The organism is Terriglobus sp. RCC_193 (genome assembly GCF_041355105.1).
Lineage (GTDB): Bacteria > Acidobacteriota > Terriglobia > Terriglobales > Acidobacteriaceae > Terriglobus.
This window is the reverse complement of sequence record NZ_JBFUPK010000002.1, coordinates 392,203-406,697: the sequence shown is the minus strand read 5'-3', so window position 1 is coordinate 406,697 and position 14,495 is coordinate 392,203. Positions and strand designations below refer to the sequence as shown.

Here is a 14,495-nt window from a genome sequence, read left to right as displayed (position 1 = left end):
CTGCGTTCCTCAGTAGCGGCCAGCAAGAACTTCTGAAAGATGTACGGCGCGGCGTGGGCCGTTTTGTGCAACCTGTTCGCGGCAACTGAAGCCATTGCTGACGATAATGTCGTTTGCGCCCGCCTTGCGCACGGCAGGCATCAGGACGCGCTCGGCGAGTGTCTGCGAGACTTCATACTTGTCCTTTTCAAAGCCGAATGGACCGGCCATGCCGCAGCAGCCGGAGTCGAGGAGTTCTACCTGTGCTCCCGTTGCCTGGAGTAAGGCCATGTCGTCCTTCATGGTGAGCTGTGTCTTCTGATGGCAGTGGCCGTGCACCACAATGCGGCGATCCGGCATCTGGGGTGGCTGCCATTGTTTGCGTGCAAGCGCCTCGCTCAACATGATGGTTTGTTTTGCTAACTTCTTCGCGCGTTCGTCATTGGGGTAAAAATTCAGTAGCTCATCGCGGAAGACGGTGGCGCAGCTTGGTTCCAGCATGATGACAGGGATTCCCGCATCAATCTCATGGGCGAAGGTGTCCAGCACACCGCGGAGGTATTTCTTCGCTTCATCCAGGAAGCCGAAGTCATAGAGCGGGCGTCCGCAGCAGATGTGCCGCTTCTGCGTGGCGATGGTGTAACCGGCATCTTGCAGCAGATCGGCAGCGGCGTGCAGTGCTGACGGATGGAAGTAGTTGTTCCACGTATCGGCCCACAGGATGGCGTCGGTCTGCTGCGGCTTCCATGCATGTGTGCGATTGAAGGCGTCGCGAAAGTTGCTTTTTGCAAACTGCGGCAATTCGCGTTGCGGTGCAATGTGCAGCACTCGTTTTGCAAGCGAGGCCAGTGGTGCAATCTTCATCGGCAGATTGGCCAGCGTGGGCGTAATGGATGCGAGCGATGCCCATTTATCCATATAGCCGAAGCCATAGTGCGACAGCGGATGGTGTTTGCCTTCGTAGTAATGCGCCAGGAACTCTGATTTCCACGTGGCCATATCCACATTCACTGGGCACTCTGTTTTGCAGGCTTTGCAGGACAGGCAGAGGTCCAGTGCATCGTGAATCTCTTCGTTCTTCCAACCTTCGCTGATGGTGTTGCCGTGCAGCATCTCCCACAGCAGGTGTGCGCGTCCTCGTGTGGAATGCTTCTCTTCGTGTGTGGCCATGTAGCTGGGGCACATGGTGCCGTGATCGTGGCGTCGGCATGCGCCAACGCCAACGCAGCGTTCCGTTGCTCCGGCGAAGCCTTCATCATTGGGATAGTTGAACCATGTCTTTGTTGCAGCCGCTTTGTAGCCGGGGCCAATGCGCAGATTGTCGATGGCGTCATACACCGCAACGGGATCGATAAGTTTGCCCGGATTCATGTGATTGGTGGGGTCCCATAGCCGCTTGAATTCGCGGAAGGCTCCCATCAATTCATCGCCAAACATCTTCGGCAGCAGGCATGCGCGCGATTGCCCATCACCATGTTCGCCGGAGAAGGAACCGCCATACTTCAACACGATGTCTGCGGCGCGATCAATGAAGGAACGATACTTCTCCGCGCCCTCGTGCGTGCGCAGATCGAAAGAGATGCGCAGGTGCACGCATCCCTGTCCGAAGTGGCCATACATGGGCGTGCGGTAATCGTATTCGTGTAGCAGATGGAAGAGATCGCGCAGGTAGTTGCCAAGGTGTTCGGGCGGAACCGCGGAGTCTTCCCAACCTTCCCAGCCGCTCTTTTCGCCGGGAACAAACACGCTGGCGCCAAGCCCTGATTCGCGCACCTTCCACACGCGCGCGGCTTCGGTTTCGGTGTAGCGGCCAACAGTCGGCTTTACAGGAAACGTCAGTACATCTTGAAGGAAGCGCTCCACAATGGCATCGACTTCTGCGTCGTCGTTCGTGCCGAATTCACAGAGCAGGAAGCCGCGTCCTTCCGGCAACAACTTCACATCATCCACTGCGAGATTCTTACGCAGCATGAAGTCAACCAGCAGACCATCAAAGCCTTCCAGGCCGATGGGATTGTGCTTCAACACATTTGGTACGTGGTCGGCTGCAATGTATGGATCAGGGAATCCAAGCGCGACGAGACGGCGCTTCTGTGGACTTTGTTTTAATTCGCATTTCGCTTCCAGAATCGTGACGCAGGTCCCTTCCGTGCCGACGAGAGCACGCGCCACATTGAAACCATTTTCCGGAAGAAGCTGATCCAGGTTGTAACCGGAGACACGACGCGGGATGTCTGGGAAACGTTCGCGCACCAGTGTGCTGTAGGTGTCGCGAAGGCGCTTCAATCCTGCGTAAATCTCACCTTTGCGGCCACCTGTTGCAATGATCTGTTCCAGTTCTTCTCCGCTGGTGCGGCCCACGGTCATACGCGTGCCGTCGTAAAGCAGAATGTCCAATTCTTCGATGTTGTCGACGGTCTTACCGCCCATCAGCGCATGCACACCGCAGGAATTGTTGCCGATCATGCCACCCAGCGTGCAGCGCGAATGCGTCGCAGGATCGGGCGCGAAGGTCAGTTCATGCTTCTCGGCTTCGTCACGCAGTGCATCCAGCACAATGCCCGGTTGCACATGTGCCATGCGGCCATCTGGATCGAGCGAGACGATGTGATTCAGATATTTGGAAAAATCCATCACCACGGCCACATTGCAGCACTGGCCCGCAAGGCTGGTACCGCCGCCGCGTGACAGCACCGGCGCACCGAAGGCACGGCAGGCTGCAACGGTTGCAATCACATCATCGATCGTCTTTGGAATGACGAGGCCGATGGGCACCTGGCGATAGTTCGAGGCATCCGTGGCGTAAAGAGCACGCGAGGCATCGTCGAATCGCACCTCACCCTGAACGGTGGCGCGCAGGCGTTTTTCCAGACGCGACGCATCGGAGAAACGCTCGTGAGGATGCAGGTCAGACGGCGTTTGTTGAAGGATGGGAAATGGTGAGGTGCTCATGACGTCGGCAGCGGAACTCCCTGCTGCCATCCTACCGCTCCCACCGCGCATGGCCAATTGTCAGTGCCAGCCGCTATAGTTCTGTTGTCCACGCAGTTCCCCGGAGGAATTCCAGCCAACATGAGCACGTCACGACAGACGCGGATCCGTTACCTGATTGTGTTGATGCTCTTCCTTGCCAGTTCCTTCAGCTATGGCGACCGCGTGGTGCTGTCGATTGTTGGCGTGGCCTTGAGTAAGGACCTGCATCTGAATGCGCTGAAGCTGGGCTATCTGTTATCTGCATTCAGTTGGGCGTATGTGGTGATGCAGTTGCCCGCGGGCAGTCTGTTGGATCGTTACGGGTCGAAGCGAGTGTATGGCTACAGCATTGTGGGATGGTCCATCTGCGCTATCGCTGCGGGTTTTGTAGGATATCTGCCGATTGCGGTCGCGTTTGGTGCATTGTTCTTTTTGCGGCTGCTGTCGGGTGCGGTGCAGTCGCCCATCTTTCCGGGCAATGGTCGCATTGTGGCCGCATGGTTTCCTGCTGCGGAGCGTGGCCGTGCATCGGCCATCTTTAATTCATCGCAATACTTTGCGCTGGTGTTCTTCGGGCCGCTGATGGGATGGCTGGTAACCCGGCGCAACTGGGAGGCGTGCTTCTGGCTGGGCGGTGTGATGAGCCTGCTGCTGAGCCTTGTGTGGTTTCGCGCGATCTACAGCGTAAAGGAACATCCGCGCATTAGCCAGGCTGAGATAGAACACATTGAAGTTGGCGGCGGACTCGCTTCCATGGATTCCGGCACAGCGAAGCGTGCGTCTACATTAACGTGGGCTGGCGTTAAGCTCCTGCTGAGTAATCGTATGCTCGTAGGCATTTACATCGGTCAATACTGCATCACCGCCCTCACGTGGTTCTTCCTTACATGGTTTCCTATCTACCTGAGTCAGGCGCGGCATATGTCTATGCAGAAGGTGGGTTTTCTTTCAGCGCTGCCGGCGCTGTGCGGCGTAATCGGTGGCATTCTTGGTGGTGTAGTGAGTGACATCTTGTTGCGCAAAACGAAGAGCGCAACCATTGCACGTAAGACGCCGATCGTGGCGGGGATGCTGTGTTCGCTGACGATGATCGGTTGCAACTACACGAATAGCAGCACTGTGGTGGTGGCGCTGATGGCGCTGGCATTCTTTGGCAAGGGCTTCGGCGCGTTGGGCTGGACCGTGATCTCTGACGTTTCACCAAAGAACATGATTGGATTGAATGGCGGGCTGTTTAATTTGATTGGCAATACTGCAGGCATTACGACACCCATCATCATTGGTTATATCCGCGAAAAAACAGGATCGTTTGAGATGGCGCTGGTCTATGTGGGTTTCATGGCACTGACGGCCATCGTGAGTTATCTGCTGATTGTGGGTGAGATTCGCCGTGTGGAATTTACGCCGGAACAGTTGCAGGGGAGAGCGGGATGAGCGAGATGAAAGGCGCGCCAGTCATTACGGAGATGCGCGTGGTCCCTGTTGCGGGGCAGGACAGCATGTTGCTGAATCTAAGCGGCGCACACGCTCCGTTCTTCACGCGTAACCTGGTGCTGCTGACGGATAGCACGGGCAATGTTGGTGTGGGTGAAGTCCCCGGTGGCGAGGCGATTCGTGAAGTGCTGGAGCAATCGCGCGCAATTGTGATTGGCAGCAATATCGCAGCCTATCGAACAACACTGCAACGTGTGCATGAAGCCTTTGCGGATCGTGATGCGGGAGGACGTGGGTTGCAGACGTTTGATCTGCGCGTGGCGATTCATGCTGTTACCGCTGTAGAAGCGGCGCTGCTGGACCTGATGGGTAAGTTTGTGAACCTTCCCGTTGCGGACCTGTTGGGTGAAGGCAGACAGCGTTCGCAGGTGGAAGTGTTGGGATATTTGTTCTATATCGGTGATCGCACGAAAACGGACCTTTGCTACCGCAACGAAGCCGAAGATGGGAATGAATGGTTTCGTCTGCGCAATGAAGAAGCGCTGACACCGGAAAGTATTGTGCGTTTGGCAGAGGCCACGTATGCACGCTACGGCTTTCGCGACTTCAAACTGAAAGGCGGTGTGCTTTCGGGTGATGAGGAAATGGAAGCTGTTACCGCGCTCGCAGAGCGTTTTCCGGAAGCGCGCATCACGCTGGATCCCAACGGCGCGTGGCCGTTAAAAGAAGCGGTGCGGCTGTGCAGCGGTAAGCATGATGTGCTTGCGTATGCCGAAGACCCGTGCGGTGCAGAGGAAGGTTTCAGCGGACGCGAAATCATGGCGGAGTTCCGTAAGGAAACGGGTTTGCCCACAGCCACCAACATGATTGCAACGGATTGGCGGCAGCTTCAACATGCCTTGCAGTTGCATTCCGTGGATATTCCGCTCGCCGATCCGCATTTCTGGACGATGGAAGGTTCAGTGCGGGTGGCGCAGACATGCCAGATGCATGGGCTTACATGGGGATCGCATTCGAACAACCACTTTGATGTTTCGCTGGCGATGTTTACGCATGTGGCAGCGGCTGCGCCGGGAGATACTACGGCGATTGATACGCACTGGATCTGGCAGGACGGGCAGCGGCTGACGAAGGAGCCGCTGCGTATTCAGGATGGTCTGCTGATTGTTCCAGAGAAACCGGGCCTGGGCGTGGAAGTGGATATGGAGCAGGTGGAGCAGGCACATGCTGCGTACAACCGTTTGCCTGCTGGTGCGCGCAACGATGCGGCAGCGATGCAATACCTGATTCCAGACTGGAAGTTTGACCCGAAGAAGGCGTGCCTTGTTCGTTAATGTTTCAACGTTATAGTGAGAATCGAAATGACCATGGATCCCAAAGCACTTGCGCAGACGGTTGGCTCCGGCCTTCTCTCTTTTCCTGTGACGCACTTCACCGCCGATGGCGACTTCAACGAAGGCTCGTATCGCAAACACCTTGCGTGGCTGGGTGAAACACCGTTGGCTGCACTGTTTGCTGCAGGTGGAACGGGCGAGTATTTCTCGTTGACGTTGGATGAATACAGCCGCGTTGTGCGTGCGGCTGTTGATGAAGTCGCAGGTCACATGCCCATCCTGAGCGGATGTGGTTATGGCACGCGTACGGCGATTGAGTATGCGAAAGCTGCAGAGAAAGCGGGTGCGCAGGGATTGTTGCTGTTCCCTCCATATCTCGTGAATGCAGATCAGGATGGATTGTTTCGCCATGTGAAGGCAGTGTGTGATTCCACGTCGTTGGGCGTGATTGTTTACAACCGCGACAACGCAGTTGCTACCGATGTGACGCTGGCGCGGATGTGTGATGCGTGCCCGAACCTGGTTGGGTTTAAGGATGGCGTGGGCGATCTTGAGTTGATGATGAAGATCTATCTGCGTCTGGGCGATCGGCTTACTTACATCGGCGGTTTGCCTACTGCAGAGACGTTCGCGCTGAGCTACCTGGAGATGGGCGTCACCACCTATTCATCCGCCATCTTTAACTTTCTACCCAAGTGGGCCACAGCATTCTATGCTGCCGTGCGGCGGCGTGACCATGCTTACGTCGCGAAGGAGATGCGCGAATTTGTTGTGCCGTATCTTGCCATTCGTGATCGCCGCAAGGGGTACGCGGTATCCATCGTGAAGGCGGGTGTGCGTCTAAAAGGGCATGATTGTGGCCCGGTGCGCACACCACTGAGCGACCTGACCGAAGAAGAAATGGCTATGCTGGCGAAGCTGCTGGACGGCCGTTCGTAACGTTGTTGCGGGAGAGAAAAAAGATGGCGATCACAGGATCCATACTGATTGGCGGCGAAGAAATTATCGGCACGGCGGGAACGCAGCGTGCGGTGAATCCTGCAACAAACGCGGAGATGGAGCCTGTGTTTGGTGGTGGAACGCTGGAAGATGTTCATCGCGCCTGCACGCTGGCCGCACAGGATTTCGATGCGCTTCGCAATGCGCCGCTGGAAGTGCGCGCTCAATTGCTGGAGACGATTGCGGACAACCTGATGGCGCTTGGCGATGAGTTGATCGAGCGCGCCATGGCAGAGAGCGGGTTGCCTCGGCCACGTCTTGAAGGGGAACGCGGACGCACCTGTGGCCAGCTTCGTCTGTTCGCTTCGCTGGTACGCGAAGGACGTTTCCTGAATGTCACGGTGGATACCGCGCTGCCGGATCGCAAGCCGTTACCTCGGTCTGATCTGCGTTCGCGCAAGATTCCTGTTGGTCCGGTTGCCGTTTTTGGTGCGAGCAATTTTCCACTGGCATTTTCCGTTGCGGGTGGAGATACGGCTGCTGCGCTGGCTGCGGGATGTCCTGTGATTGCGAAATCACATCCATCCCACCTTGGCACGTCGGAGCTTGCGGGCCGCGCGATTCAGCAGGCTGTGGCTTCGCTGGGATTGCCTGCGGGTGTGTTTTCGCTGCTGGTGGGCGTGGGCAATGAAGTGGGTGCGGCGTTGGTACAGCATCCTGCGGTGCAGTCAGTTGCATTCACTGGGTCGCGCAGAGGCGGGCAGGCGTTGATGGCACTTGCGGCGGCGCGTCCGCAACCCATTCCGGTGTTTGCGGAGATGAGCAGCATCAACCCCCTGTTCCTGTTGCCTGCTGCTCTGGAGACGCGTGCTGCAGCGATTGCCGCGGGATTGGTTGCATCGGCAACATTGGGCGTGGGACAGTTCTGCACCAAGCCGGGATTGATCTTCGGTATTGCAGGGCCTGAGTTCGATGCGTTCAAAGCGTCGGCGACAGAGGCGATTTCTGCTGCTGCTTCTGCGACCATGTTGAACAGCGGGATACAGCAGGCATTTGTGCATGGTGTGGGTGCGTTGTGTGCGGCGGATGGAGTGAAGAAGCTGGGCGAAGGTACTGCGGCTGCTCATGCTACGGCTGCGCAGCCGGTACTATTCGCCACAACGGCTGCGGAGTTTGCTGCAAATCCCAAGTTGTCGGAAGAGGTCTTTGGGCCCGCTGCTCTGGTGATTGAATGCAGCACGGCAGATGAGATGGTTAACCTAGCGAACCAGTTGGAAGGACAGCTAACGGCGACGATGCATCTCGAAGTCCCAGACCATGCGCTGGCTGCGCGATTGCTGCCAGTGCTGGAACGCAAGGCAGGACGCATTGTCATCAATGGCTTTCCGACAGGTGTTGAGGTGAGTTACGCCATGGTGCATGGCGGCCCGTTCCCGTCAACGTCAGACGCGCGTGCAACCAGCGTTGGAGCGATGGCGATTGAGCGTTTTCTGCGGCCTGTCTGCTATCAGGATTTTCCTGCGGAGTTATTGCCTGCAGAGTTGCAGGATAATCATCTTTCGCAATACGCAAGACTCGTCGACGGAAAGCTGTACACCGCATGAAACCCTTACGCATACAGCTCCAACCGGAAGACAACGTTGCCATCGTGGTAAACGAAGGCGGCTTACCTGCGGGCACTGTCTTTGATGATGGATTGACGCTGGTGGAGCATGTTCCTGAAGCGCACAAGGTAGCGCTTGTCGATCTGCCAAAAGGCACTGCGGTGACTCGCTATGGCGTGACCATCGGCACCACGAATGCGGACGTGCCGCGCGGTGCGTGGGTGCATGAGGGGTTGATGGAGGAGCCTGCTGCGCCCTCGCTGCAAAATGCTCCGTTTGGTGGCGCGCCTGTGCCGGAGATGTCGCCGTTGGATGGCATCACGTTTCAGGGTTATCGCAACGCGGATGGCACGGTTGGCACGCGCAACATTCTCGGCATCAGCACTACGGTGCAATGTGTTTCCGCCACGGTGGACTATGCGGTGAAACGCATCAAGCAAGACCTGCTGTCGAAGTATCCCAATGTGGATGATGTCATCGCCATTACGCATAACTACGGCTGTGGCATTGCTTTCCATGCGCCCGGGTCAGAGATACCCATTCGTACGCTGCGCAATCTTGCACTGAATCCGAATCTTGGCGGCGCGCCGATGGTGGTGAGCCTGGGCTGCGAAAAGATGCAGCCTGTGTCCATGCTGCCTGCGTCGGCATTGCCTGTGCTGCAGCAAGCGCCCTATGTGGTGCGGCTGCAGGACGAAGAACATCATGGCTTCATGGAGATGGTTGCGGCCATTCTGGAGATGGCGGAGAAGCGGCTTGAGGAACTGAATCGGCGCATACGCGTGACATGCCCCGCAAGCGATCTTGTGGTGGGTATGCAGTGTGGTGGCAGCGATGCCTTTAGCGGCGTCACCGCGAATCCCGCAGTGGGCTATGCGAGCGATCTGCTGGTACGCGCAGGCGCTACGGTGATGTTCAGTGAAGTCACAGAGGTGCGCGATGGCATTCATCTGCTGACGGCGCGCGCTGCGAATGACGATGTAGCACGCTCGCTGGTGCGCGAGATGCAGTGGTATGACGATTATCTTGCGCATGGCGGCATGGATCGCAGCGCCAATCCAACGCCGGGCAATAAAGCCGGCGGACTGAACAACATTGTGGAGAAGGCGATGGGTTCCATTGCCAAGAGCGGACGCTCGCAGATTCACGGAGTGCTGGGGCCGGGTGAGCGCGTGACCACAAAGGGATTGCTTTTTGCCGCAACGCCTGCGAGTGACTTTGTGTGTGGCACGCTGCAGCTTGCGGCGGGCATGAACATGCATGTGTTCACCACGGGACGTGGCACGCCGTATGGTTTGGCGATGGCGCCGGTGATCAAGTTGAGTACGCGGTCACCGCTGGCGCGGCGATGGCATGACCTGATTGATATTGATGCGGGAACGATTGCCACAGGCGAAGAGACGATTGCGCAGGTGGGCGAACGCATCTTCCAGATGATCCTGGATACGGCGAGCGGAAAGCACACAACATGCGCGGATCATTACGGTCTGCATAATGAGTTTGCGCTGTTCAACCCCGCGCCAATCACTTAAAACCTAAAAGAACGAACGCAGCGTTCGCGACGTTTCCGCTGCGAGCGCTGCGTTCTGTTTTGCTTCGTCGTCGATCTACTTCGTTATCTTGAAGTCCTTCACCATCACGTCGGTGTTGTGTGCCATGCGGATGCCGGCGAAGCCGTCGGTGGACTTCAGTTTGCCATCGGCTACCACGTCGGTCTTGTTGTAGCTGGCGACGGTGGTGCCGTTGACCATGCAGGAGACCTTGTCACCCTTTACCTGCATGGCGATGGTCTGCGTCACCGGTTGGCCGGGGCCTGCGGCCTTGTGGATTGCGTCGTTTGCTTCAGGACGGCGACCACCCATCTGGAAGGCGTCGGGGGAGAAGCCGCGCACGATGAAGGTACCGTTGCCGTATGCGGCGCAATAGAGGCCATTACCGCTCTCGCCTGCGATGGCGATGCCGTAGGGATGCGGATGGTCATTGCGGTTCATGTACTGCGCTTCCGTGAACGTGGCGGAAACGGTGTAGTCACCCTTAAGGGATTTCTTCGTGTCCCAGTAGGTGAGCGCGGGGCCGGTCATGATGTGGAAGCCGCCAGCTTCGGCCTTGAAGCTGGAATCCTTTTCGCTTTGGCCCTGCTTGATGGCGCCAGCGTCCACGGTTGCCTTCCATCCGGGAACGAAGATGCCACCGTTCTGGATGGGAGTCGCTTTTTCTTCGTGCGGTGCGCTGCCGCCCTGCTGAGCGTAGAGCATCACGGGGGCGAGTGCGAGGAGGGTGCTACAAAGTATCTTATGCATGACTGTGTGTGTCCTGTGCCGCTTAGATGTTGGCGGCCGGGCCGCCGTCGTTCGGCACTCATTCTACTGCGGTTCGCATACATACTGCGCAAAATCCGCGAGAAATCGCGTTATGCTCACAGCACCGTCATGCGAATCCTCCTGGCCGTAGTTGCGTTGTCCGCCTCCGTCTCCTCTGCTGTAGCGCAGAAGCCGTTCAGCGTAGCGGATGCGCTTTCTGCACCCTTTATGAATCAATTGACCGCAGCCCCGGCAAAAAGCCGTGTGGCGTGGTTTGTGGATGACGAGGGGAAACGCAATGTGTGGGCCGCGTCGCCCACGGAGAAGGCGCGTTCGCTGACGCACTACACGGAGGATGACGGGCAGGACATTGACGACATCATCTGGTCGCCGGAGGGCGAGCGTGTGGCGTACACGCATGGCACCGGATCGGAGGGAAGCGAGCATCCGGTGGCGGCGAATCCTGCGCATCTGCAGGAGGATGTGCAGCAGCGTGTTGAGATTGCCACCTGGGACGGTGGGGTGCGTGTTGTCGGCGTGGGGCATAAGCCGGTGTTTTCTGTGGATGGCAGGCAGGTGTTTTATCTGCACGACGGAAAGGTTTATGCCGCTGACGTTGCGGATGCCTCGAAGCAACCCCAACAACTTGTCGTTGCGGAGGGTCATGCGTCGCAGCTTCGGCCTTCGCCGGATGGAACGAGGCTGGCGTTTGTTTCCAATCGTGGAGATCACAGCTTCCTTGGCGTGTTTACGTTCGCCACCAGGACGCTGACGTATGTCGATCCAGGAACAGGGCTGGACCATGATGCAGTCTGGTCGGCGGATTCAAAGCGGATTGCGTTTGTTCGAGAATCGCCCGTATTGACGGAGCTTGATCTGCGCTGGATGCGGAGTGTGCCGGTGCCGTGGGCGATTCGCATTGCCGATGTGGCAACGGGTACAGGCAAGCAGGTTTGGCAGGCGAATAAGGGAACGGGGTCACTGTTCCATGAGATGGTGGCTAGCAACCAGTTGCTGTGGATGAAGGATGGGCGGCTGGTTTTTCCTTGGGAGAAGACTGGCTGGCTGCATCTGTATTCGCTGATGCCGGGAGAGAAAGACGCCAAGCCGCTGACGCCGGGGGATTTTGAGATAGATAACGTTGTTACAGATGGCGAGCGGATTGTTTACAGCAGCAATCAGGTGACGAACGATCCGAATGACTCAGACCGCAAACATTTGTGGCTGATTCAAAGCAGGTCAAACAAGTCGGACCAGCTTTCGGCTGGCAGAAGTATCGAGACCAATCCCTCGTTGCTTTCTGGAGATGGGTTCGCATTCATGAGAGCCTCTGCAGAGCAGCCGTTCCTTCCGTACGTCAGTACGACCGCGACTCCAGGTCAGGGAATGAAAAGGTGTGACATGGTTACTGAACCAGTAACTGGAACCCAATGCAGCAGCGGGTCATTCTGGATTGATACCGGAATCGGTGGGCGGAACGCGGGTGTGGGGGAGCGACAATTCGTAACTCCGAAGCAAGTTCTTTTTCCAGCAAGTGATGGGCTCTCGATTCATGGGCAATGGTTTGTACCAAAGAACGTGAAGCCGGGAGAGAAGCTACCGACGATTGTTTTCTTTCATGGTGGATCGCGGCGGCAGATGCTGTTGGGCTATAACCCCATGCAGTATTACGCGCAAGCTTATGAACTGAATCAATACTTCGTTTCGCGTGGGTATGCGGTGCTGAGCGTGAACTATCGCAGTGGCACCGGCTATGGCATGGAGTTCAGGCAGGCGAAGGATTACGGCGTTTTTGGTGGCAGCGAATATCACGATATTGAAGGTGCGGTGAAGTGGTTGAAGGCGCAGCCGAATGTCGATGCGAAACGCATCGGCGCGTGGGGCGGTAGTTATGGCGGATACATGACGGCACTGGCACTGGCGCGTGACTCTGCGGATTTTGCTGCGGGTGTTGATCTGCATGGGGTGCATGACTGGTCGTTTGAGATGGATTCGTGGAAGCCGACCAGCGACCCGAAGTATGACGCGGCAGCTCGTGCAAAGATTGCGTTTGCTGCCTCGCCGATGGTGGATGTGGCGAAGTGGAAGTCGCCAGTGCTGCTAATGCAGGGCGATGATGATCGCAATGTGTTGTTTGGTCAGACGGTGCGGCTGGCGGCTGCGCTTCGTGCGGAAGGCGTCGATGTGGAAGAGAAGATATTTCCAGACGAAGTGCATGATTTTCTGCTGCACCGAAACTGGGTTGCGGCGTATGAGGCTGCGGCGGAGTTCTTTGATCGGAAGTTGAAGGGTAAGTAGCGGCGTTTTCTCTAGCCTTCCTTCGAAATTGTAGTGATGAGAAAGGAAAGCAGGTCCTTCGACTTCGCTGCGCTCCGCTCAGGATGACGTGTTGATGGGGATATATCTCCTGAGAAAAGCCCAAATTCTTCTGGCTGATTTTCTGACTGAGACACTGCATCCGAGGAAAGACCATTACAGGATTTTCTGGATGCAGGGCGAGATGAGTCTGGCGGCATGGATGTCGGCGCATGGATACGCGAAAGCGGCCTGCGTGCGTGGCTGACGGAGCCGGTGCTTGCGGGTGCGTTGCGGCATCTACCGCGTTTTGATTGAATCGCGTGCATGAAGACTGGCGGTCGTGCTAGGGTGACTCCACGGTCATGCTTCGACGGATTACCAGAACGGCGGTGCTTTGTGTTGCCGCATTGGTGTTAGCCCGGTCCTGCTTTGCACAGACAAATGCGGCATCAGCCGAGGACGATAAATCCACGTTGCATGTTTATGTGAACCTGGTTCAGATTCCTGTGCTGGTGTTAAACAGGTCACTGCGCCCGATACCGCATATTCCGGACAACAATTTCAAGGTCACCATTGACGGGCTGGGGCAGATACATCCCGCGCGGATTCGCATGGAGGGGGAAGATCCCATCAACGTGACATTGCTCGTGGACCGCAGTGTGAAGGATGACACGTTGTGGAACGATCTTCCGAAATCGCTGGAGCCACTGATAGAGTCGTTGCGTTCGCGTGATCATATCTCCTTCCTCGGTATGGATGGATGCACGGCACGGAGGTTTGGGCCGGAGATGGCTCCGTTTGATGCGGAGTGGTTGAAGCAGACTGCGAAGGCGGTCACGGACATGGTGCCGTTTAAGTCCCTCGGAAAGAAACAAGCTTGCCCTAAGCCAATTAGCTACTGGGAACTGGTGGTGTATGCGGCCAGTAAGCTTTCTCAATTTCCGGGAAGAAAGATTCTGGTGACTCTTGGACCGGGAGACACGCTGAATCCGCAGTTCGCCAAGCAGGTGCATGGGCTGCTCACGGGGAACAGCATTACGCTGTTTCCCATCGTTCACGGCTCAACGCTGATCGGCGCTGGACTACCGTTTGGCTCCAATTTTGATATGGGTGCGTTGCAGGTGATGGCGAACCAGGCGGAGTTGAGTGGCGGCATGCTGTTGGGAACTTCGTACCGAGATTTTGGCAAAACGCTGGCGCAGCCCGTGGAGTTGGCGCGCGCGCGGTACATCATCGAATTCCCGCGGCCGGATAAATTGCCGCCGGGGACACATTACATCCAGGTAGCGGATGGGCATCCGCACGATTTCATCCGGCCAGCGGGGATTTCCGTGCCTATCGCAGGATCGAATGAGAAGCAGGATCCGACAGTGGAACATGGGCCTCTGATGACAACGGAAGCGCCTGCTGTCGATAGCGGCGGAACGTCGAATACATCCTCGCAAGGTGACATCAAAGGGAATCCGGCGGTAGTTGTTGCGCCGCAAACGCCTGCGCCGCCCGTATCTTCTCCAGCATCAGCAGTTTCGAATGCAGTACAGTCGGCTCCAAAATCTCCACAGCCAGACCCGACCGATATCACGGATGACCTGCAGCATCCGCGGTGATGCACGAAACCCTCGTAGAATAAGGGT

The 14,495-nt window shown here is 57.0% G+C and carries 9 protein-coding genes; 7 read left to right on the top strand and 2 right to left on the bottom strand.

The window, feature by feature from the left end; genetic code table 11:
- Positions 1 to 9: 9 nt before the first annotated feature.
- Positions 10 to 2,961 carry an FAD-binding and (Fe-S)-binding domain-containing protein gene (locus AB6729_RS10535; protein ID WP_371081572.1) on the bottom strand — a complete coding sequence of 984 codons (2,952 nt, stop codon included), beginning with the start codon at positions 2,959 to 2,961 and terminating at the stop codon, positions 10 to 12.
- Between the two features lie 90 nt (positions 2,962 to 3,051).
- Here AB6729_RS10535 and AB6729_RS10530 point away from each other — a divergent pair, with 90 nt between their 5' ends.
- From AB6729_RS10530 to garD, 5 genes are read left to right on the top strand one after another with little or no spacing between them, the layout of a single operon-like run.
- Positions 3,052 to 4,386: an MFS transporter gene (locus AB6729_RS10530; protein ID WP_371081571.1), complete on the top strand. Its 1,335-nt coding sequence runs from the start codon at positions 3,052 to 3,054 to the stop codon at positions 4,384 to 4,386.
- Positions 4,383 to 5,720: an enolase C-terminal domain-like protein gene (locus AB6729_RS10525; RefSeq protein WP_371081570.1), complete on the top strand. Its 1,338-nt coding sequence runs from the start codon at positions 4,383 to 4,385 to the stop codon at positions 5,718 to 5,720. The genes AB6729_RS10530 and AB6729_RS10525 overlap by 4 nt, the downstream gene beginning before the upstream one ends.
- A 27-nt stretch (positions 5,721 to 5,747) precedes the next feature.
- Positions 5,748 to 6,659, top strand: coding sequence for a 5-dehydro-4-deoxyglucarate dehydratase (kdgD, locus tag AB6729_RS10520; RefSeq protein WP_371081569.1), 912 nt, complete (start codon positions 5,748 to 5,750; stop codon positions 6,657 to 6,659).
- 23 nt (positions 6,660 to 6,682) lie between these two features.
- Entirely contained in the window at positions 6,683 to 8,263 is a 1,581-nt protein-coding gene (locus tag AB6729_RS10515; protein ID WP_371081568.1) for an aldehyde dehydrogenase (NADP(+)), read from the top strand.
- Positions 8,260 to 9,795: a galactarate dehydratase gene (garD, locus tag AB6729_RS10510; protein WP_371081567.1), complete on the top strand. Its 1,536-nt coding sequence runs from the start codon at positions 8,260 to 8,262 to the stop codon at positions 9,793 to 9,795. Before AB6729_RS10515 ends, garD begins: the two co-directional genes overlap by 4 nt.
- 75 nt (positions 9,796 to 9,870) lie before the next feature.
- Here the strand turns inward: garD and AB6729_RS10505 are convergent, their stop codons facing one another.
- Positions 9,871 to 10,563, bottom strand: coding sequence for a hypothetical protein (locus tag AB6729_RS10505; RefSeq protein WP_371081566.1), 693 nt, complete (start codon positions 10,561 to 10,563; stop codon positions 9,871 to 9,873).
- Between the two features lie 129 nt (positions 10,564 to 10,692).
- On the opposite strand from AB6729_RS10505, the gene AB6729_RS10500 reads away from it, so the two are divergent.
- On the top strand, positions 10,693 to 12,861 hold the full coding sequence (locus AB6729_RS10500; RefSeq protein ID WP_371081565.1) for a prolyl oligopeptidase family serine peptidase: 2,169 nt from the start codon (positions 10,693 to 10,695) through the stop codon (positions 12,859 to 12,861).
- A 362-nt stretch (positions 12,862 to 13,223) separates the two neighbouring features.
- The gene (locus AB6729_RS10495; protein WP_371081564.1) at positions 13,224 to 14,468 is read left to right on the top strand and encodes a hypothetical protein; all 1,245 of its coding nucleotides are present in this window, start codon (positions 13,224 to 13,226) and stop codon (positions 14,466 to 14,468) included.
- Positions 14,469 to 14,495: the final 27 nt, after the last annotated feature.

Bases quoted from the DNA above. Each gene is read 5' to 3' on its own strand.
- AB6729_RS10495 (WP_371081564.1), top strand. From the start codon at position 13,224: ATGCTTCGACGGATTACCAGAACGGCGGTGCTTTGTGTTGCCGCATTG.
- AB6729_RS10530 (WP_371081571.1), top strand. From the start codon at position 3,052: ATGAGCACGTCACGACAGACGCGGATCCGTTACCTGATTGTGTTGATG.
- AB6729_RS10535 (WP_371081572.1), bottom strand. From the start codon at position 2,961: ATGGCAGCAGGGAGTTCCGCTGCCGACGTCATGAGCACCTCACCATTT.
- AB6729_RS10525 (WP_371081570.1), top strand. From the start codon at position 4,383: ATGAGCGAGATGAAAGGCGCGCCAGTCATTACGGAGATGCGCGTGGTC.
- AB6729_RS10505 (WP_371081566.1), bottom strand. From the start codon at position 10,563: ATGCATAAGATACTTTGTAGCACCCTCCTCGCACTCGCCCCCGTGATG.
- AB6729_RS10500 (WP_371081565.1), top strand. From the start codon at position 10,693: ATGCGAATCCTCCTGGCCGTAGTTGCGTTGTCCGCCTCCGTCTCCTCT.
- AB6729_RS10515 (WP_371081568.1), top strand. From the start codon at position 6,683: ATGGCGATCACAGGATCCATACTGATTGGCGGCGAAGAAATTATCGGC.
- garD (WP_371081567.1), top strand. From the start codon at position 8,260: ATGAAACCCTTACGCATACAGCTCCAACCGGAAGACAACGTTGCCATC.
- kdgD (WP_371081569.1), top strand. From the start codon at position 5,748: ATGACCATGGATCCCAAAGCACTTGCGCAGACGGTTGGCTCCGGCCTT.